Below are 19369 nucleotides of genomic sequence, written 5' to 3' on the forward strand. Positions count from 1 at the left end.
CTGATCGACGGCGACCTGAACAGCTATCTGTGGCTGACCCGCCTGGCGACGCTCTACTACTTCGCCTTCTTCCTGATCATCATGCCGCTGGTCGGCCTGCGCGAGACGCCGAAATCCATTCCGGCGACGATCTCGGAACCGGTGCTGTCGGGCGGCGACGCCATGACGGCGGCGGCCCCGGCCTCGCCCGAGACGAAGGGCTGAACGCGACCATGACCCTCCAGACGAATATCCGCGCCATGAAGAAGACCCTGGTCCTGATCGCGGCCGCCGCCGGCCTGGCGTTCGCCGCCCAACCGGCGCAGGCCGCGGGCGCCGCCCATAAGCTGCGCGACGGCGGCTTCAGCTTCGACGGGCCGTTCGGCGCCTTCCATCAGGGCCAGCTGCAGCGGGGCTACAAGGTCTACCGCGAGGTCTGCTCCTCCTGCCACAGCATGAACCTGATGCATTTCCGCACCCTGGCCGAACCGGGCGGGCCCTTCTTCGACGCGCATCAGGCCAATCCGGCCGAGAACCGCTTCGTCAAGGCGCTGGCCAAGGAAGTCCAGATCGCGGACATCGACACGGAAACCGGCGAGCCGGTGATGCGCGACGGCACCGCCGCCGACCGCTTCCCCAGCCCCTATCCGAACGCCACGGCCGCGGCCGCCGCGAACGGCGGGGCGGCGCCGCCCGATCTGTCGGTGATGGCCAAGGCCCGTCACGGCGGGGCGAACTACATCTATTCGCTGCTGACCGGCTACGAGGCGGTTCCGGCAGGGCTGCAGATCCGGCCGGGCCAGTACTACAACGCCTATATGGCCGGCGACCTGACGCCGTTCATGCCCGAGGGCGCCCATGTGCCGCCGGGCGGCTTCATCGCCATGCCGAACCCGCTGATGGACGGTCAGGTGACCTATGACGACGGCACCGCCGCCTCGGTCGACCAGATGGCCAGGGACGTGTCCGCCTACATCGCCTGGGCCTCGGATCCCAAACAGGTCCAGCGCAAGCAGACCGGCCTGGGCGTGATGATCTTCCTCTTCCTGTTCGCCGGGATCACCTATGTGAGCTACCGCCGGATCTGGAAGGGCGTCGCCCACTAGGGCCCGCCGACACCGACACCGGAAGGACCCGCCGGAGCCTCGCGCTCCGGCGGGTTTTTCATGCGCCAGGACCCGCTCCGGCGCCGGCGGGGGGCGGCCGCATCGACAGCCCTCGGACGGCGCCCTAGGGTCCGCCCCGTCCTGTCATCGACCGAGGGTGTATCCGTCCATGCGTCTGTTCCCGACCGCCGCCGTGCTCGCCGCCGGCGCCCTGTTGTCCGCCTGCGCGACCATGGAGGGAGGCGCCGCCGCCCCGCCCGCCGCGACCTTCGACACGGCCCGGCTGTCCGAGCATGTGCGCGTCCTCGCCAGCGACGAATACCAGGGCCGCGGCATCGCCACGCCGGCCGAGGACATGACCGTCCGTTATCTGAGCGAACAGTATGCGGCGGCCGGCTTCCAGCCCGGCGGCGCCAATGGATCGTGGACCCAGGACGTGGCGCTGAACCGCTTCACGGCCTCGAATTTCCAGGGCGTCAACCTGAAGGCCGGCGGCGAGACCATTCCCCTGACCCAGGGCCAGCAGATCACCATCTCGACCCGCCTGCCGGGCGACCACGTCATGCTGATGGACAAGCCGCTGGTCTTCGTCGGCTACGGCATCAAGGCGCCCGAGCGGAACTGGGACGACTTCAAGGGCGTCGACGTGCGCGGCAAGGTCATCGTCGTTCTGGTCAACGACGCCGACTTCGAGGAGCCGGCGCTGGACACCTTCAACGGCCGGGCCATGACCTACTACGGCCGCTGGACCTACAAGTATGAGGAGGCGGCCCGTCAGGGCGCCGCCGGCGTCATCATCGTGCACGAGACGGCCCCGGCCTCCTACGGCTGGGCCACGGTGCAGAACAGCTGGTCGGGCCCGCAGTTCGACATCGTCCGCGCCAACGCCGCCGCCGAACGCGTGCCGATGGAAGCCTGGATGCAGCGCGACGTCGCCGTCGACCTGTTCCGCCGCGCGGGTCAGGATTTCGAGGCTCTCAAGACCGCCGCCCGGGGCCGTGATTTCCGCCCGGTCGAGCTGGCCGGCGCGACCTTCAGCGCCATGTTCGACGTGGCGACCAGCCGGGTCACCACCCGCAACGTCATCGCCCGTCTGCCGGGCACGACCCATCCGGACGAGACCATCCTGTACACCGGTCATTGGGACCACATCGGCGTCGGCGAGCCGGACGCCAACGGCGACCGCATCTTCAACGGCGCCGTGGACAATGCGACGGGCACCTCGGGCCTGCTGGAGCTGGCGCGCCTCTGGGCCGCCGGTCCGCGTCCCGAGCGGTCGATCGTGATGATCAGCTTCACCGCGGAAGAGAGCGGCCTGCTGGGCTCGGAATTCTACGCCGCCAATCCGGTGTATCCGCTGGCCACGACGGTGGCGGGCTTCAACATCGACGCCATGAACGTCTACGGTCGGGTCGCCGACGTGGACATCATCGGCTCGGGCCAGTCAAACCTGGACGCCCGCGTCACCGCCGAGGCGACGCGTCAGGGCCGCACCGCAAGGCCGGACAGCAACCCCGCCTCGGGCAGCTATTTCCGTTCGGACCACTTCCCCCTGGCCAAGCGCGGGGTGCCGATGGCCTATGTCGACGGCGGCGGCGCCTTCCGTGACGAACCGATCGCCGCCCGCGAGGCCGCCCGCTCCGAATACAGCGCCAAGCGCTATCACCAGGCCGACGACGAATGGTCGCCCGACTGGGACCTGCGTGGCCAGGTCGAGGATCTGGAGCTGATCTTCAACATCGGCCGCGATCTGGCCAACAGCCGCGACTGGCCGGAATGGATGCCGGGCTCGGAATTCGGCCCGGCGCGCGCGCCGAGCGCGAACCAGCGGCGGTAGGAAGCCGGGTTCTCCCTCCCCCGAAGTGGGGAGGGTGGTCGCGCAGCGACCGGGTGAGGAACAGTCCAGCCATACCCCACCCTGTCGTCGCTTCGCGCCGACATCCCTCCCCATGAAAGGGGAGGGAGAAGCGACCCTCGACATGACGAAAACTTAAGGGACGCCGTCCGGACGGCTCCCTAGAGTGCGCGCCATCAGGTCCGGGGATGGAGTCCGCCAAATGTTTCGCAAGATGATGGGCGGCGTCGCCGTCGCCGCCGTGCTTCTGGCCGCCGGCATGGCCTCGGCCCAGGAGTTCTCGGCCGCCCGGATCAGCGACAATATCCGCACCATCAGCGCCGACGAATACCAGGGCCGCTATCCCGGCACCGAGGGCGAGCGGATGGTGCTGGCCTGGCTTCAGGCCCAGTACGAGGCCATGGGCATGCAGCCCGGCGGCCCCGACGGCCAGTGGCTGCAACCCGTCGAGCTGAAGCGCTACACCCCCGTCGCCGGCGCGACCGCCAGCTGGACAGGGCCGGACGGCCAGGTTCATGCCCTGACGCCGGGAACCGACATCGTCGTGCGCGCCGCGACCAATGACGGCCGCGCCTCGATCCGGGACGCGGGCGTGGTCTTCGTCGGCCACGGCATCCATGCCCCCGAGCGCCAGTGGGACGACTATGGCGACGCCGACGTGCGCGGCAAGGTCGTCGTCGTGGTCGGCGGCGAGCCGGACGGAGAACGCTTCAACGGCGAATACGCCACCAACTACCAGTCGGGCGCCTACAAGGCCGACGAGGCCTTCCGCCGCGGCGCGGTCGGGATCATCACCCTGGTGGCCCAGCCCGCGGCTTCGCCGATGTGGCAGGGCGCCCTGCGCGGCGCGGCTCGCACCCGCACCCTGACGCCCGGCGCGGCCGATCTGGAGTTCTCGGGCGCCATGCCGCACGACACCGCCGCCGCCTGGGCCGCCGCCGCCGGTCTGGACATCAGCCAGCTGCCGAACATCGCGGACGGCTCGTTCAAAGCCGTGGCCCTGCCGGGCGTCACCCTGTCGGTCGAAGTCGCCGAAACCATCGAGACCCTGGTCACCCACAATCTGCTGGCCCGGATTCCGGGGACCGAGCATCCCGAAGAAACCATCATCTACTCGGCCCACTGGGACCATGTCGGCGGCGCGGAGCAACACCCGACCGTGACCGGCGACAACATCTGGAACGGAGCCTGGGACAACGCCTCGGGCACCATCGGCGTGCTGGAGATGGCGCGTCAGATCAAGGCCGCGCCGGCGCCGAAGCGTTCGATCGTCTTCGCCCACATGGCGGCCGAGGAGATGGGCCTGATGGGCGCCTATGGCTATGCGGCCAATCCGGTCTGGCCGCTGGAGACGACGGTCGCCGACATCAACATCGACATGCTGCCGCTTTCGGGTCCGACCCGCGACGTGCCGATCTTCGGCCGGGGCCAGAACGAGCTGGAAGACCGGCTGCAGGCCCTGGCCGAACCCCTGGGCCGCTATGTCTCCGACGACGGCATGCCGGAGGAGGGGTTCTACTACCGCTCCGACCACTTCCCGTTCGCCCGCATGGGCGTGCCGGCGATCATGCCGTGGCACGGCTGGGACTGGGTCGACGGCGGCCGGGCGGCGGGCGAGGCCGCGTGGCGCGCCAAATTCGCGGCCGACTATCACAAGGCCTCGGACGAATGGTCGGCGGACTGGGACCTGACCTCGGCGGTCGAGAACCTGACCCTGCTGTATCATCTGGGCCTGGACCTCGCGAACAGCGGCGACTGGCCGGGCTGGAAGCCGACGTCGGAATTCGCCGTCGTCCGCGCCCGCTCGGACGCCGCGCGGCAATAGGACGGAGACGCCGGTGGCCGCTATCATCCGCCCGCTGACCGGAGACGGCTCCCCGCCGGCGGAAGGCGCCTACGCCCAGGCGGCGGAGGTCTCCGGGGCGACCCGCTGGCTGTATCTGTCCGGCCAGATTCCGGTCGCGCCCGACGGCTCGCTGGCGCCCGACTTCACGGGCCAGTGCGAGCAGGTCTGGGACAATGTCGAGACCCAGCTGAAGGCCGCCGGCATGACGCTGGACAACCTGGTCAAGGTCACGACCTTCCTGTCGGACCGGGCGCATGCGCTGGAGAACCGCGAGGTCCGCATCCGCCGGCTGGGCGGACGGCAGACGGCGCTGACGGTGATCGTGACGGGCATCTTCGACGAGGCCTGGCTGGTCGAGATCGAGGCGGTGGCGGCGGCGTAACGCCGCCTTGTGCGGCCCCGGCAAGCGCCGCAGTGTGCCCGCATGAACCGCTGGTCGCCGCAGCCCGCCCCGGATGAAGCCGACGGCCTGATCCTGTTCGACGGCGTGTGCGTCTTCTGCTCGCGCTGGGTGCGGTTCGTGATCGCACATGACCCCGGGCGGCGTTTCCGTTTCGTCGCCATCCAGTCCGAAACCGGGCGGAAGCTGGCGGCGCGGTACGGGATCGATCCGGAGGCGCCGCAGACCAACGCCGTCGTTTGGGGCGGGCGCATCTTCTTCAAGTCGGACGCGGCGTTGACTGTCTTGGGCCAGCTGTCGGGCACGCGCGCGCTGGCGGGTCTGAAGGCGGCACCCCGGTGGGTGCGGGACCCGGCCTATGATCTGATCGCGCGGAACCGGTACGCCATCTTCGGCCGGACCGAGACCTGCATGGTCCCGTCGCCCGAAGACCGGGCGCGCTTCGTCGCATGACGCGGGTGCTGGTGGTCGGGGCGGGCGGGGTGTTCGGCTCGCGCCTGTGCGAGGGCCTGCTGCGAAACGGGTTCGAGGTGGTGGTCGCCGGCCGGGATCCCGCCCGGGCCGAGGGCGCGGCGGCGCGGCTGCGGGCGGCGTTTCCCGACGGGTGGGTCGAGGCGGCGGTGATGGACACGGCCACCCTGACGGCGGGCGATCTGGCGGCTACAGGCGCGGCGATCGTCGCGGATGCGGCGGGACCGTTCCAGGGCGCCGAGCCGGGGACCGCGCGGGCGGCGATTTCGGCGGGGATGTCCTATGTCGACCTGGCCGACGGGCGGGATTTCGTGGCGGCGTTTCCGGCGCTCGACGCGGCGGCGGAGGCCGCGGGGGTGGTCGCCCTGACCGGCTGCAGTTCGACGCCGGCGCTGTCCAACGCCGTGCTGGACCGGCTGACGGAGGGGTGGCGCGAGGTCGTCTCCGTGGAGGCGGCGATCTCGCCGGGCGCGCGGGCGCCGCGCGGGCTGTCGGTGATGCGGGCGATCCTGTCCTGGCTGGGGCGGCCGGTGAGGGTGTTCGAGGGCGGAATCTGGACGACGCGGGCGGGTTGGAGCGGCCTGCATCGGCGCGACTTCGGCGCGGCGGGCCGGCGGCGGGTGTCGCTGTGCGAGACGCCGGACCTCGATCTGCTGGCGGAGCGGTTTCGGCCCGGCGAACGGGCGTGGTTCCTCGCCGGGCTCGAGCCGTGGCCCGCCCACATTGGCGCGTGGGCCCTCGGCCTGCTGGTGCGCGGCTTCCGGTTCGATCCGGTTCCGCTGGCCAAGGCGCTGGTCGCCATGTCGGGATGGATGTCGGTCTTCGGCTCGGACCGGGGAGCCATGCGGGTCGAGGCCTATGGCGTCGACGGCCAGGGCCGGGCGGCGCGGACGGTCTGGCGGCTGGTCGCCGAGCCGGGCGAGGGACCGGCGACGCCCGGCCTGCCCGCTCTGGCGGCGATCAAGGCGATCGCGGCGGGACGTGTTGCGCCCGGCGCGCGGGCCTGCGTCGGCGTGCTGTCGCTGGAGGACATCGTCGCCGAAATGGCGCCGTACGGGCTGGCGACGGAGACCGTGGACCAGCGAGGGGCGATCTACGCGCGCGCCATCGGGCCGGCGTTCGACGCCCTGCCGGCGCCGATCCGCGCGCTGCATGAGGCGCCGGGGCGGTCGCTGTGGCGGGGAGAGGCGGCGACCGAGGGGGCGTCGGGACCGTTGGCCGCGCTGGCCGCCCGCATCGTGGGCTTTCCGAAGGCGCAGGCGGCCTGTGCGGCCGAGGTGGCGATCGAGGCCGACGGCGAACGCTCCGTCTGGCGGCGGCGGATCGGCGGCCACGGCTTCGCCAGCGTGCTGTCGCATCCGCGGCCGGGCGGCCGGATGAGCGAGCGGTTCGGGCCGCTGCGCATGGACCTGACGCTGACCCCCGAAGGCGGTCGGCTGGTCTACCGGGTCGAGGGATGGCGGCTGGGGCCGATCCCCCTGCCGCGCGCCCTGGCCCCGGCGACCCGGGCGCACGAGGAAGTCGACGAGGAGGGGCGGTTCGTCTTCGACGTCGAGATTTCCGCGCCGCTGATCGGGCGGCTTGTGCGCTATCGCGGTTGGCTGATGCGGGTCGCATGACGGCGATTTAAGCTGACAAGCTTCGCCATGCGGCGTCATCTTCCGTCGTCAGGGAGGACACCGTCATGAGCATCGATCCCGCGGCCGAGACCGCGCGCTGGCTGGCGACCCTTTCGTCGGACGATCTGGAACGGGCGGTGGCCTATACGCGCGGCGGTCACTGGCTGCTGCTGTGGGGCGCGATCGTCTCGATCGTCGTGGCCTGGATCATCATCCGCACCGGGGTGCTGAGCGGCATCCGCAACCGGCTGGAGCGGCGGCGCAAGCGGCCCAAGCTGGTCTCGCTGCTGGTCGGCGTGACGTATCTGCTGATGAGCTTCATCCTGACCCTGCCGTGGTCCATCTATGAAAGCTGGTGGCGCGAGACACAGTACGGGCTGACCAGTCAGCCGCTGACGGGCTGGCTGACCGAGGCGCTGATCGGGACGGCGATCTCGGTGGTGTTCACGGGGCTGCTGATCGTCGGCCTGTATTTCATCATCCGCCATGCGCGGCGGCTGTGGTGGGCCTGGGGCGCGGGGCTGACGGCCCTGGCGGTGGTCTTCATGCTGATCGTCTCGCCGATCCTGATCGAGCCGATCTTCAACACCTATACGCCGGCGCCGGACGGACCGGTCCGCGACGCGGTGGTCGAGCTGGCCCACGCCACGGGCACGCCCGACGACAAGATCTACATCTACGACGGCTCGAAACAGTCGGATCGCTACACGGCCAATGTCTCGGGCCTGTTCGGCTCGGCGCGGGTGGCGATGAGCGATGTGATGTTCGCCAAGGGCGCCGACATCGCCGAGGTGCGCGGCGTGGTGGGCCACGAGATGGGGCATTACGTCCACATGCATTCGCTGTGGATCACGGGCGTGCTGATCCTCCTCACCGCCGTCGCCTTCTGGCTCATCGACCGGCTGTTCCCGATGGCGAAGCGGTTGCTGGGCGCGAACCGGGTGGGCGACATCTCCGATCCGGCCGGGCTGCCGGTTCTGGCGGCGATCGGAGCGGTGATCGGCCTGCTGGCGACGCCGGTGATGGCGACCCTGATCCGGACCATCGAGGCGGACGCCGATCATTTCTCCATGGTTCACGCCAATGAGCCGGACGGGCTGTCCAGGGCGCTGATCAAGACGGCGGAGTATCGCGCGCCGTCGCCCCCGGCGATCGAGGAATTCCTGTTCTACGACCACCCCTCGGTGGAGAACCGCATCCGCAAGGCCATGGAGTGGAAGGCGGCGCATCCGCCGTCGGGCGGGACGCCTACGCCGGCACGGTGAGGCCGGGGCGCTCGTTGTCCCAGATCATGTGCAGGATCGACCACAGGCCGTCGGGGCCGCGGCACAGCTGGATGGAGTTGATGCCGCGGCGCTCGGGCTCGACGTCGTCGGGGGCGGTGCGGGCTTCGTAGATCGACCAGACGTGGGCCATGTTGCCGAACACGTCGATGCGGCGGCTGATCTCGACCTCGAAGAAGCCGTTGGCCTCGAAGAAGGGCGTGACGTTGGCCTGGTATGCCTCGCGGCCCATGACGATCAGGGTCGGGCGGCCGGCGGTGTCGAGGCCGGTGCGGGCCTGGCGGCTGTCGGGGTGGAAGATCTCGCGCTGGGTCGCCCAGTCGCGCGGCCCGGCGGGGCCGGAGATGCAGGCGTACATGGCGTCGACGACGGCGCCGATATCGCTGCGGTCGACCCTCATGCCCGCTTCCGGACGAAGACGGTCCCGGCCGAATAGCCGGCCCCGAAGCTGCAGATCAGGCCGACGTCGCCGGGGGCCATGTCCTGCTGGCGCAGGTGGAAGGCGATGATCGAACCGGCCGAGGAGGTGTTGGCGTAGTCGTCGAGGATGATGACGTTCTCCTCCGGCGTCGGCTCGCGGCCCAGCACCTTGCGGCCGATGAACTGGTTCATGTTGATGTTGGCCTGGTGCAGCCACATCCGCTTGAGGGTCGCAGGGTCGACGCCCAGCTCGGCGGCGTGGTCGACGATCATCTCCGACACCATCGGCACCACGTCCTTGAAGACCTTGCGGCCCTGCTGGATGAACAGCTTGTCGGGCTTGCCGATGCCTTCGGGGGCGGCGTTGTTGAGGAAGCCGAAATTGTTGCGGATGTTGTTGGAGAACACCGTCTTCAGCCGGGCGCCGAGGATGTCCCAGCCGCCGGGCCCGGCCTGATCCGAGGACTCGATGATGACGGCGGTGGCGACGTCGCCGAAGATGAAATGGCTGTCGCGGTCGCGGAAATTCAGGTGGGCCGAACAGACCTCGGGGTTGATCATCAGCACGGCCTTGACCGAGCCCGAGGCGATGAAGTCGGCGGCGGTCTTGAGGCCGAAGGTGGCCGAGCTGCAGGCCACGTTCATGTCGAAGGCGAAGCCGTCGATGCCCAGCGCCTGCTGCACCTCGATCGACAGGGCCGGATAGGGGCGCGGCATGTTGGAGGCGGCGCAGATGACGGCGCCGATCTCCGAGACCGGCTTGCCCCAGGCGACGATGGCGTCACGGGCGGCGGCGACGGCCATCTCAGCCATGACCGACAGTTCGTCGTCGGGGCGTTCGGGGATGTTCGGGACCATGCGGGCGGGGTCGAGCACGCCGGCCTTGTCGAGGACGAAGCGGCTCCTGATGCCCGAGGCCTTTTCGATGAATTCCACCGAGGACGGGGTCAGTTCGGCGACGTCGCCCTCGAGGATTTCGGCGGCGTGGTCGATGTTGAACTGTTCCGCATACGCATTGTAGGCGGCGACCAGCTCGGCGTTCGAGATCGACTGTTCCGGGGTGAACAGGCCGGTGGCGGCGATGACGGCATGGGACATGAGACGTGGGGCCCTATCGCTCGCGGCGCGGCCGCTCGCTGCTTGAGGGCCCTCGCTGAGTTCTGTTTCTGGACGCACTAGATAGGCGTGAGTCCGGACCGCGTCGAGGCCGCCTCGTGACGCGCCAGCAGGCGGTGGGCGGCGTCGAGGTGCAGGCGCTCGACCATGCGGTAGCCGACGCGGATGGCGCCCTGGCCCTGGGCGTCGGCGGCGGCGAAGGCGGCGACGACCTCGCGGGCCCGGGCCACCTCTTCGGGGGAGGGGGAGAAGGCGGCGTTGGCGGCGTCGATCTGGGCCGGGTGGATCAGGCTCTTGCCGTCGAAGCCGAAGGCGCGGCCCTGCAGGCATTCGGTCCGGAGGCGGTCGGCGTCGTCGGTCGCATTGACCACGCCGTCGATGGCCAGCAGGCCGTGGCCGCGCGCGGCGGCGACGACGGCGGCCAGCCACGGCTTCAGCGGTTCGCGCTCGGGGCCGAGGACGAGGTTCATCCGCTCGCCGAAATCATTGATCCCCAGCATCAGGGCGGCCAGCGGAGCGCCGGCGCCGGCGATGGCGTCGAGCCGCAGGACCGAGAGCGGAGTCTCGACCATGATCCACAGATCGACGTCGGCGGGCAGGCGGGCCGCGACCTCATGGACGGCCCCGGGGCTCTCGATCTTGGGCGCGACCACGAAGTCGGGCTTGCGGCCGGCGAGGACCGCCAGATCGTCGGCGCCCCAGGGGGTGTCGAGGCCGTTGACCCGCACCCCGATGCGACCTCTGAAGCCGCCGGCGGTCAGGGCCTCGACGGCGGCCCGCCGCGCTTCGGCCTTGGCGTCGGGGGCGACGGCGTCCTCGAGGTCGAGAATCACCGCGTCGGCGTTCAGGCCGCGGGCCTTTTCGATGGCGCGCGGATTGCTGGCGGGCAGGTAGAGGACCGAGCGGGTGAGGAACATCAGACCCGCCCCGTGACCGGCAACAGGGCGCCGGTGACGGCGCGGCTGTCGGGCGAGGCGAGGAAGAGCATGACTCGGGCGAGGTCGGACGGCTGGACCCATCTGGCCGGGTCGGCGTCGGGCATGTCCTTGCGGTTCTGGTCGGTGTCGAGGATCGAGGGCAGGACGGCGTTGACCGTCACCGACGTGTCCTTGAGTTCTTCGGCCAGGGCCTCGGTGAGGCGGTGGACCCCGGCCTTGGAGGCGGCGTAGGCGCCCATGCCGGCCGCGGCCTTCAATGCGCCGTTGGCCCCGACGTTGACGATGCGGCCCTCGGGCGAGGTCTTGAGGTAGGGCAGGGCGGCGCGGCTGGCGTTCAGGGCGGTGGTCAGGTTGAGGGCGAACATCTTCGCCCAGGCCGGATCGGCGTCGTCCGTGGTCTGCCAGACGAAGCCGCCGGCGATGTTCAGCAGGGCGTCGAGCCGGCCGAAATGGGCGGCGACGGCGTCGATGGCCTTCGTCGCCGAGGCGGGATCGGTCAGGTCGACGCCGCCCAGCTCCAGCACGCCTTCGGGTGCACTCCGGCCGCCGGCGTGGTCGATGATCGCCACCTTCAGACCGTCAGCCAGCGCCGCCTCGACGACGGCGCGACCCAGCACGCCATGGCCGCCCGTGACCGCGATCACCCGTTCCGACATGCCGATCTCCCAAGTCATTCCAGCGGCTCCTGGCGCCTGCCCCGGACGAAAAAAACAGTCTCATGAGTTTCATGAGTCTCATCGGCTCAGGCGAAGACCTTCGCCATCAACCGTTCCAGAGCATAGGCGTCCGTTGCGTCAAAAGCGGACGTCTCGGTCGCGTCGACGTCGAAGACCGCGATCAGGGCCCCGGTGGCGTCGAACACCGGCACGACGATCTCGCTGGCCGAGCGGCTGTCGCAGGCGATGTGGCCGGGGAAGGCGTGGACGTCGTCGACGATCTGCGTCGCGCGGTCGCGGGCCGCCGTGCCGCAGACGCCGCGGCCGAAGGCGATGCGCAGGCAGCCGAGCGTGCCCTGATAGGGGCCGACCACCAGTTCGTCGGCCTTGTCCGGATCAACGAGGTAGAAGCCGGTCCAGAAGAAGACGGGAAAGGCGTCGGCCAGCATGGAGGCGACGGTGGCCATGCGCGCGACGCGGTTGGGCTCGCCCTCCAGGACGGCCAGAATCTCGTCCTCGAGCTCGGCATAGCGCGCGGCCTTGTCGGCGGGTCGGTCGTCGCGGGCGGCATAGGCCATGGAAAGGCTCCGGGCGGGTCTGGCCGATGCATATAGGGACGCCCGCCGGCGCTGGCGAGAGGCGGCTTTTCCCCTGTCAGGCGAGTCGGCAAGCGACTGATTCGTGGGGATAAGTACGGGCGCAGACACAAAAGGGCCGTGCTGCGGCAACGCTTTGTCGCAAACCGGCGTTAACCTTGACAGATGGTTAACTGGACGGGACTGTCCCGCTTGCGCAAGCTTGAGCGTGGGGGCCCCGGGGCTGTCGGCTTTGATCGAAGGGGGGTGGATGCGCGACGATCAATCGAACCATGACGAACAGCCCCGCTCCGGCAACCGACGCGGTCCGATCGCCATAGCGGCTGCGGCGGGCGTGCTCGCCCTGACCGCCCTCGGCATGGTCTCGTGCGGCGACCGCGACGGCGTGCGCTTCTGGCAACCGGCCGGCGGCGGAGCCGGCAACGCCTGCCCGCGTCCCGCGTCCCTGAGCGGCTCCGAGTTCAACGCCCAGGAGACGGGGCTGCGGGCCCTGCGCCGCGCGGCCTTCCGCGGCGACTTCTTCGCCCAGCTGGAGCTGGGGTCCCGCTACGCCGCCGTCAGGGCCACGGACAAGAATATCGAAGACCCGATCGAGAGCGCGACCTGGTACGCCCTCGCCCTGGCCAATGACGAGGGCTACGCCCCGATCAACCGCGTCGACCGCGGCGGCTTCGGCGGCTGGCGGCCGCTGTCGAAATACGACGACTGCCGGGCGTGGGAGCGCCATGCGGCCTATCAGCGGCTGGACCGCCTGCTGGGCCAGATGACGCGCGAGGAGCAGGAGGCCGTCCGCGACCGCGTCATCTATGTGCTGTCGACCCAGGACGCCGACGGCTACCGCACCCTGGCGCGGCTGCACGACGGCCTGTACGGCCCCTTCGGCGAGCCCGAGGACAACCGCGAGGCCCGCGAAGCCTGGGGCAGGAACCGGAGCGGCGCCCCCGGGGACCGCAACCGGCGCGGCTACTACTCGGCCACCAACCTGTTCCAGCGCAACGACGTCGACGCCTATCTCTACAACTATCTGGCGGTGCAGACCGGGGATGTCGGGGCCTATGTCCTGCTGAAGGATTTCGAGCGCTCGACACCCAGCCGCAGCCAGTATCAGGGACTGGTCGAGACCAAGGCGCGGCAGTGGACGCCGCCCTTCGAATTCTATCCCAACACCGCGCCGCGATCGGGCGTGCCCTTCTCGGACGAAAGCCGTCCGCGCGGCGACGCCTATGAATATGCGCTGGGCCGGATGGCGAGCGAACTGCCCTTCGTCCACGTCGGCCGGGCCCTGCGCTACCTCGGCATCACCGACGCCGCCCCGGCGCGGCCCGAGGACCTGTCCAAACGCCAGATCGAGACGCTGGAGGCCATGCTGGGCCACCCGATGGAGGGCCGGCTGTCGTATCTGGAGCGGGTGCGGGCCATCCAGATGGCCGCCATCAACGGCTCGTCCGAGGCCCAGCTGGTGCTGGCGGTGATGTACGCCGAGGGCATCGGCCTGCCGCCCGACTACGCCCGCGCCTTCAGATGGTTCGATGAGGCGGCCAGGCAGGGCAGCCCCGAGGCCAAGTTCGCCATGTCGAGCTATTTCGCGCTCGGCGTCGCGGGAGTGGCCGATCAGGACAAGGCCCAGGCCGTGGCCCTGCGCATCGATTCCGCCCTCTCGGGCTTCGGCCCCTCGGCCGGCCGCCTGCAGGCCGTGCTGGCCCAGGTCTCCCGTTCGCAGCAGCGCCGCTAAGGAGGGCGTAGCACCATGACCAGCCCCACGCCCTTCGCCCGGATCGCCAGCGTCATCGGGGGCGCGTTCGCAATCGCCGCCGCCGTCGGCGCCTTCGTCCTCACCGACGCCCCGACCGCGCGGGCCCAGGTGGCCGCCAAGGTCGAAAGCCAGACCCGGCCCAATTTCGGCATCCTGCTGGATCCGCCGACGCGCACCTACCGCAACCGCGGCTCGTCGCACCGGCGCTATGACTATGGCCGGCACCGGCCCGACTGGCGGCCCGGCTATCCGGGCGGATATCCGCGCGGGGAAGAGGTCGTGCTGGTCGACTGCGGTGGCAATCCCGGCAGCGGGGCGGTCGAGGACGCTGTGCGCCGCGTGCGGCCCGGCGGGACCCTGGTGATCCGCGCCCGCGGCGGGGCCTGCGTCGGCTGGCTGAACATCGACAAGCCGTTGACCATCATCGGCGAGAGCGGCTTCGATCCGCGCGACTGGGACCGCCATCCGTCGCCGACCCTGATCGCCCCCGACGGCCTGCCTTGCATGACGGTGGCCCAGGGGGTGCGGGTCGAGATCCGCGACATGATGTTCGCCTCGCCCCACGCCGGCGACGCCGCCTGCATCGTCGGCTACGGCGCCGAGATCGTCATGAACCGCGTCGGCTTCCGCCATGCCGGCGACGAGGCGGCGATCTACATGGACGGCGGCCTGCTGGACATCCGCAACGCCGTGATCGACGCCCAGACCATCGCCCCGGCGATCGTCGCCGACGGCGCGGTGCTGACCGCCTGGGAGATGGTGGTGACGGGCGCCCAGTCGGGGCTGGAGCTGATCCCCGGCGCGGGCCAGACCTCGCGCATCGGTTCGACGACGCTGAAGGGCACGGGCGCGCCCAACGCCTTCGGTCCGCGCTCGATCGGGGTGGTGGTGCGGTCGGCCCGGGACTACGGCCGGGTCGAGATCGAGAACACCGCCGTCGTCGGCTATGTCGAGGGCGTCGCCGTCGAGGGGGCCTCGGTCCAGATTCACAACAGCCGCATCGGCCGGTCGGACAAGGGGGTGGTGCTCTACAATGGCGAGTTGCGCCTCGCCGACAGCCGCATTCGCGCCACCACCGTCGGCGTGGCCGCGGCCTCGGGTCATGCGGTGATCGTCAACAACGTCTTCGCCGGAGTGCGCGAGGTCATCTACAGGGAGGCCCGCGCCACGGTGGAGGCCAGCGGCAACCGGGTCTGGTCGCAATACGCCTGCCGACCCCAGTTCCGCGACCGCTACCGCGGCCGCTACGAGCCCTACTGGCGGCCCGGCGAGGGCTGGACCTGCGAGGACAGTTCGTATCCGCGCGACTGGTGGGACGACGAGGACGGCCTGCTGGGCCTGCCCTACCAGGACGACGGCTACCGGCCCGACGGCTATGACGACTATCGCGACGGCCAGGGCTGGTACGACCGCGACGGGCGCTACATCCCCGACAGCCGGTATCGCGGCGACGACCGCTGGGGCCGGGGCGGGGGCATCTGGGGGCGGTAGGCGCGGAGGGACTCGAACCCCCAACCAGACCGTTATGAGCGGTCGGCTCTAACCATTGAGCTACGCGCCCGCCGTGGGCTTGGCCTAGCAGGCGGGGCGGCGGCTTGCCAAGCGGCCTCCCTCGCGCCCTCGACCTGTCGCCGATTTCACGCCGATGAACGGAAACCGCCACCGTACGCGGGCGTTCATTCAGCGGCCAATGGTCAAGGTGCGGCCATGGTCGTCGCCCACCTTCGGATGAACGGCCTTTCCGCTTTCAGGAGCTCCGACCCCATGAACCGTCCCGCCGCCCGCGCCGCCGTCGCCACGCCCGCCGTGTCCAACCGCCTGCTGCTGATGAGCGGCGCGGTCATGGCCGCCGCCGCCCTGTTCGCCGCGCCCGCCGCCCGCGCCCAGTCGCAGCCCGAGGGCGGCGCGCCGATGGTCATCCACGCCGTCGCCGACCGCCCGGCGCTGAACCTGTCGGCCTATGGCGAGGTCAAGACCGCCCCGGACATGGCGACGATCAGCTTCGGCGTCGTCACCGAGGCCACGACCGCCGCCGAGGCCATGCGGCTGAACGCGACGCGGATGAACGAGGTCATGACCGCCCTGCGCCGCGCCGGGATCGAGGCGCGCGACGTCCAGACCTCGGGCCTGAACCTGTCGGCGCAATATGACTACGTCCAGAATGAGCCGCCCCGGCTGCGCGGCTATCAGGCCAACAACCGGGTGACGGTGATCATCAACGACCTCGACGCCGTCGGCACGACCGCCGACGCCGTGGTCGCCGCGGGCGTCAACCAGATCGACGGCATCTCGTTCGGTCTCAAGGATCCGACCTCGGCCGAGAACCAGGCCCGTCAGATCGCGGTGCGCAATCTGCAGGCCAAGGCGGCGCTGTACGCCCAGGCGCTGGGCGTGCAGTTGGGCGGCATCCGTTCGCTGTCGGAAGGCGGCGGCTATTCGCCCCAGCCGCAGCCGATGCTGCAATACGCCCGCGCCGAAATGGCCCAGGACTCGGGCTCGACGCCCGTCGCCGCCGGCCAGTTGACGGTGCGGATCGACATCACCGGCGTCTACGACCTGGTGCGATAAGACGCTTGTCGTCCCGGATCGCCGGTTCGCGGCGTCCGGGATGACAAGGCTACCGCGAACGCACCAGCATCAGGCCGACGCCGACGTTCAGGCCGTAGCAGATGCCCAGCACCGCCAGCGCGGTGACCGGGCCGTCGTCCATGACGAACAGCGGCAGGCTCCACGGCAGACCGAGGATTGTGGCCGGCAGGAAGGACACCATGCCGTCCGTGAGGCCCAGCGCGCGCAGGCCCGCGGGCGTGGCCAGCATCAGGGCCCCGGCGCCGGCGACGACATAGAGCCCGAGCAGGGCCCACTGCAGTGTCTGGATCGTGCGCGCCATCGACCGTCCTCCCTGTAGACAGGGAAGGGAAGGCCCGGCGCGCGCCGCCGTCAAGCCGCGCGCTTGATCTCGTTGCGGTCGTCGAGCAGCACCACGGTCGGCGACCACTGGCGCGCTTCTTCCTGCGGCAGCTGGCCGTAGGTGACGATGATGACCTTGTCGTGCTTCTGCACCAGCCGGGCGGCGGCCCCGTTGACGCCGATGACCTTCGAACCGCGCGGCGCCTCGATGGCGTAGGTGGTGAAGCGCGCCCCGTTGGTGATGTTCAGCACATCGACCTGCTCGTGCGGAAATATGCCTGCGGCGTCCAGCAGGTCGGCGTCGATGGCGATCGAGCCTTCATAGTCGAGGTCGGCCTGGGTCACCGTCGCGCGGTGCAGCTTGGCCTTCATCAGGGTGACCAGCATGGGGAGTGCGGTCCGGAAGTGACGCGGGGCGATAGGCCCCCGCTCGCAGATCGCTCATATAAGGGGTCGGACCCCCGCCATCAATCGTTCTCGTTGCGCTGCACCATCGATGCTGCGGCGCGGCTCGCCCGTTACGCGACGTTCATTTGACGGCGAGGTTCGCCGCCCTATGGTCAGATCGCGGCCAGGACCCGGCCCGCGCCCCGGACCACGTCCCCTTCCATGAAGCAGTTCTTCCTGACCGTGCTGGGCGTCTTCGCCGGGCTTTTCCTGTTCCTGATCGTCGTGCCCTTCATCCTGATCACCGTGGCGATCAGTTCGGCCTCGTCGAAGGAGCCGACGCCCGCCAACTCGGTGCTGGAACTGGACCTGCGTGAGGGGATCACGGACCAGACGCCGACCAACCCCTTCGCCGTCTTCGGCGGCGGCCTGTCGACGCTGCAGATCGTGGACGTGCTGGCCCAGGCCGAGACCGACAACCGGGTCAAGGCGCTGCTGATCCGCCTGCCGGAGGGCGGGATCACGCCCGCGGCGGCCGATGAAATCCGTCAGGCGGTTCGCCGCTTCCGCCGCTCGGGCAAGGTCGTCATCGCCCACAGCCAGGGTTTCCAGCCGGTCGGCACGGCCATCTCGAGCTATATGGTCGGCGCCTCGGCGTCGGAACTGTGGATGCAGAACACGGCCAGCTTCCAGCTGGCGGGCTTCTCGTCCGACGGCGTATTCCTGGGCCGGGCCTTCGACAAATACGGCGTCACGCCCCAGTTCGAGCAGCGCTACGAATACAAGAACGCCGTCAACGAATTCACCGAGAGCGACTACACCCCGGCCCACCGCGAGGCGATGACGGCGTGGATGACGTCGATCTATGTTTCCGCCATCGCCAATGCGGCGCAGGACCGGAAGCTGACCCCGCAGGCGCTGCGGGCGGCCATCGAGGCGGGCCCCTGGTCGTCGGCCGAGGCGCGCCAGCGCCGGCTGATCGACAAGATCGGACAGGTCGAGGAGGCCGAGGCCGAGGCCCGACGCCGCGCCGGACGCGGGGCCGAGATCATCGAATTCTCCGACTACGCCTCGGCGAAGGGCGAACGGGCGGGCTCGGGCCGGAACGCCATCGCCATCGTCGGCGGCGAGGGCGCGATCAACACCGGCACGGGCGGCGGCGAGCCGTTCGGCGGCGGCTCCTCGATCCAGTCGGACGATCTGGCCGAGGCTCTCTACGACGCCATCGAGGACAAGGCGGTCAAGGCCATCGTCTTCCGCGTCTCCTCGCCCGGCGGTTCGCCCGAGGCGTCGGAGCAGATCCTCGCCGCCGTGCGCGCGGCCAGGGCGGCGGGCAAGCCGGTGGTGGTGTCGATGGGCGACTATGCCGCGTCCGGCGGCTACTGGATCAGCTCCGAAGCCAACTGGATCGTGGCCCAGCCCTCGACCCTGACCGGATCGATCGGCGTGTTCGGCGGCAAATTCGTGCTGGCCGACGCCCTGGGCCGCTTCGGCGTGGACATGCGCAACCTGTCGGTCGGCGGCGAATACGCCGACGCCTTCTCGCCGTCGCAGGACTTCACGCCGGCGCAACGGGCCGCCTTCTCGGCCCAGATCGACCGGACCTACGAAGAGTTCATCACCCGCGTCGCGACCGGCCGCCGCCTGCCGCCCGCCCGGGTGCGCGAGATCGCCCGCGGCCGCGTCTGGACCGGCGCCCAGGCCCGGACCCTGGGTCTGGTCGACCAGCTGGGCGGCCTCGAGGAAGCGATCGCCAAGGCGCGCGAACTGGCGCGCATTCCGGCGGACGAGTCCGTGCGCTTCAAACGCTATCCGACGCCGGAATCGCCGTTCGAGGCCCTGGCCGAGATGTTCGGCGTCTCGGGCGAGGCAGCGCAGGTCCTGGTCGGCATCGGCGGGGTCATGAACGACCCGGCGGCGGAGGCGACGGTTCGCCGCATCCAGACCGACCGCGCCCGGGCCTCGGGCGCGTCCGTGCTGGCGGATCAGCCCTGGTAGGGCGCGCGGAACACTCTCCTGTGAAGGGGCCGGTCA

18 protein-coding genes, 1 tRNA gene and 1 pseudogene are annotated in these 19369 nt (G+C 70.3%); 12 read left to right on the top strand and 8 right to left on the bottom strand.

Annotated elements, in window-relative coordinates; translation table 11 throughout:
• From ASD25_RS06945 to ASD25_RS06980, 8 genes and pseudogenes are all read left to right on the top strand, one after another.
• Positions 1–204, top strand: a pseudogene (locus ASD25_RS06945) (cytochrome b/b6); the annotation flags it as partial.
• Positions 205–212: 8 nt separating this feature from the next.
• On the top strand, positions 213–1085 hold the full coding sequence (locus tag ASD25_RS06950; RefSeq protein ID WP_235561804.1) for a cytochrome c1: 873 nt from the start codon (positions 213–215) through the stop codon (positions 1083–1085).
• 169 nt (positions 1086–1254) lie between these two features.
• Positions 1255–2922, top strand: coding sequence for a M28 family metallopeptidase (locus tag ASD25_RS06955; protein ID WP_055831594.1), 1668 nt, complete (start codon positions 1255–1257; stop codon positions 2920–2922).
• Between the two features lie 220 nt (positions 2923–3142).
• Positions 3143–4765 (top strand): M28 family peptidase, encoded by a 1623-nt coding sequence (locus ASD25_RS06960; protein WP_055831593.1) that lies wholly within the window; start codon positions 3143–3145, stop codon positions 4763–4765.
• A 13-nt stretch (positions 4766–4778) separates the two neighbouring features.
• Positions 4779–5168 carry a RidA family protein gene (locus tag ASD25_RS06965; RefSeq protein ID WP_235561803.1) on the top strand — a complete coding sequence of 130 codons (390 nt, stop codon included), beginning with the start codon at positions 4779–4781 and terminating at the stop codon, positions 5166–5168.
• A gap of 42 nt (positions 5169–5210) precedes the next feature.
• Complete coding sequence (locus tag ASD25_RS06970) at positions 5211–5639, top strand: thiol-disulfide oxidoreductase DCC family protein (protein WP_055831592.1); 429 nt, start codon at positions 5211–5213, stop codon at positions 5637–5639.
• Positions 5636–7276 (top strand): SDR family oxidoreductase, encoded by a 1641-nt coding sequence (locus ASD25_RS06975; protein ID WP_055831591.1) that lies wholly within the window; start codon positions 5636–5638, stop codon positions 7274–7276. Before ASD25_RS06970 ends, ASD25_RS06975 begins: the two co-directional genes overlap by 4 nt.
• A gap of 65 nt (positions 7277–7341) precedes the next feature.
• Positions 7342–8541: a M48 family metallopeptidase gene (locus tag ASD25_RS06980; RefSeq protein ID WP_055831590.1), complete on the top strand. Its 1200-nt coding sequence runs from the start codon at positions 7342–7344 to the stop codon at positions 8539–8541.
• Here ASD25_RS06980 and ASD25_RS06985 read toward each other — a convergent pair.
• The 5 genes from ASD25_RS06985 to ASD25_RS07005 form a co-directional block, all read right to left on the bottom strand.
• Complete coding sequence (locus ASD25_RS06985) at positions 8525–8959, bottom strand: hypothetical protein (protein ID WP_055831589.1); 435 nt, start codon at positions 8957–8959, stop codon at positions 8525–8527. The two genes, ASD25_RS06980 and ASD25_RS06985, sit on opposite strands and share 17 nt — an antisense overlap.
• Complete coding sequence (locus tag ASD25_RS06990; protein WP_055831588.1) at positions 8956–10077, bottom strand: beta-ketoacyl-ACP synthase III; 1122 nt, start codon at positions 10075–10077, stop codon at positions 8956–8958. Before ASD25_RS06990 ends, ASD25_RS06985 begins: the two co-directional genes overlap by 4 nt.
• A 77-nt stretch (positions 10078–10154) precedes the next feature.
• A complete protein-coding gene (locus ASD25_RS06995) occupies positions 10155–11012 on the bottom strand; it encodes a CoA ester lyase (RefSeq protein WP_055831587.1) in 858 nt (285 codons plus the stop codon).
• Complete coding sequence (locus tag ASD25_RS07000; protein WP_055831616.1) at positions 11012–11689, bottom strand: SDR family NAD(P)-dependent oxidoreductase; 678 nt, start codon at positions 11687–11689, stop codon at positions 11012–11014. Before ASD25_RS07000 ends, ASD25_RS06995 begins: the two co-directional genes overlap by 1 nt.
• Positions 11690–11775: 86 nt before the next feature.
• Positions 11776–12267 carry a GAF domain-containing protein gene (locus ASD25_RS07005; protein WP_055831586.1) on the bottom strand — a complete coding sequence of 164 codons (492 nt, stop codon included), beginning with the start codon at positions 12265–12267 and terminating at the stop codon, positions 11776–11778.
• 268 nt (positions 12268–12535) lie between these two features.
• Between ASD25_RS07005 and ASD25_RS07010 the strand changes: the two genes are divergently transcribed.
• Positions 12536–14017 (top strand): tetratricopeptide repeat protein, encoded by a 1482-nt coding sequence (locus ASD25_RS07010; RefSeq protein ID WP_055831585.1) that lies wholly within the window; start codon positions 12536–12538, stop codon positions 14015–14017.
• Between the two features lie 15 nt (positions 14018–14032).
• The gene (locus ASD25_RS07015; RefSeq protein WP_055831615.1) at positions 14033–15529 is read left to right on the top strand and encodes a hypothetical protein; all 1497 of its coding nucleotides are present in this window, start codon (positions 14033–14035) and stop codon (positions 15527–15529) included.
• On the opposite strand, the gene ASD25_RS07020 is transcribed toward ASD25_RS07015, so the two are convergent.
• Positions 15527–15599, bottom strand: a tRNA-Ile gene (locus ASD25_RS07020). The genes ASD25_RS07015 and ASD25_RS07020 overlap by 3 nt on opposite strands.
• Positions 15600–15802: 203 nt before the next feature.
• Here ASD25_RS07020 and ASD25_RS07025 point away from each other — a divergent pair.
• On the top strand, positions 15803–16606 hold the full coding sequence (locus ASD25_RS07025; RefSeq protein ID WP_055831584.1) for an SIMPL domain-containing protein: 804 nt from the start codon (positions 15803–15805) through the stop codon (positions 16604–16606).
• Positions 16607–16655: 49 nt separating this feature from the next.
• Here the strand turns inward: ASD25_RS07025 and ASD25_RS07030 are convergent, their stop codons facing one another.
• Positions 16656–16928, bottom strand: coding sequence for a hypothetical protein (locus ASD25_RS07030; RefSeq protein ID WP_055831583.1), 273 nt, complete (start codon positions 16926–16928; stop codon positions 16656–16658).
• A gap of 50 nt (positions 16929–16978) precedes the next feature.
• Positions 16979–17335, bottom strand: a complete 357-nt coding sequence (gene panD / locus ASD25_RS07035; protein WP_055831582.1) for an aspartate 1-decarboxylase — start codon at positions 17333–17335, stop codon at positions 16979–16981.
• A gap of 222 nt (positions 17336–17557) precedes the next feature.
• Between panD and sppA the strand changes: the two genes are divergently transcribed.
• Positions 17558–19333 carry a signal peptide peptidase SppA gene (gene sppA, locus ASD25_RS07040; protein ID WP_055831581.1) on the top strand — a complete coding sequence of 592 codons (1776 nt, stop codon included), beginning with the start codon at positions 17558–17560 and terminating at the stop codon, positions 19331–19333.
• Positions 19334–19369 lie beyond the last annotated feature (36 nt).

It is taken from the genome of Brevundimonas sp. Root1423, from assembly GCF_001426805.1.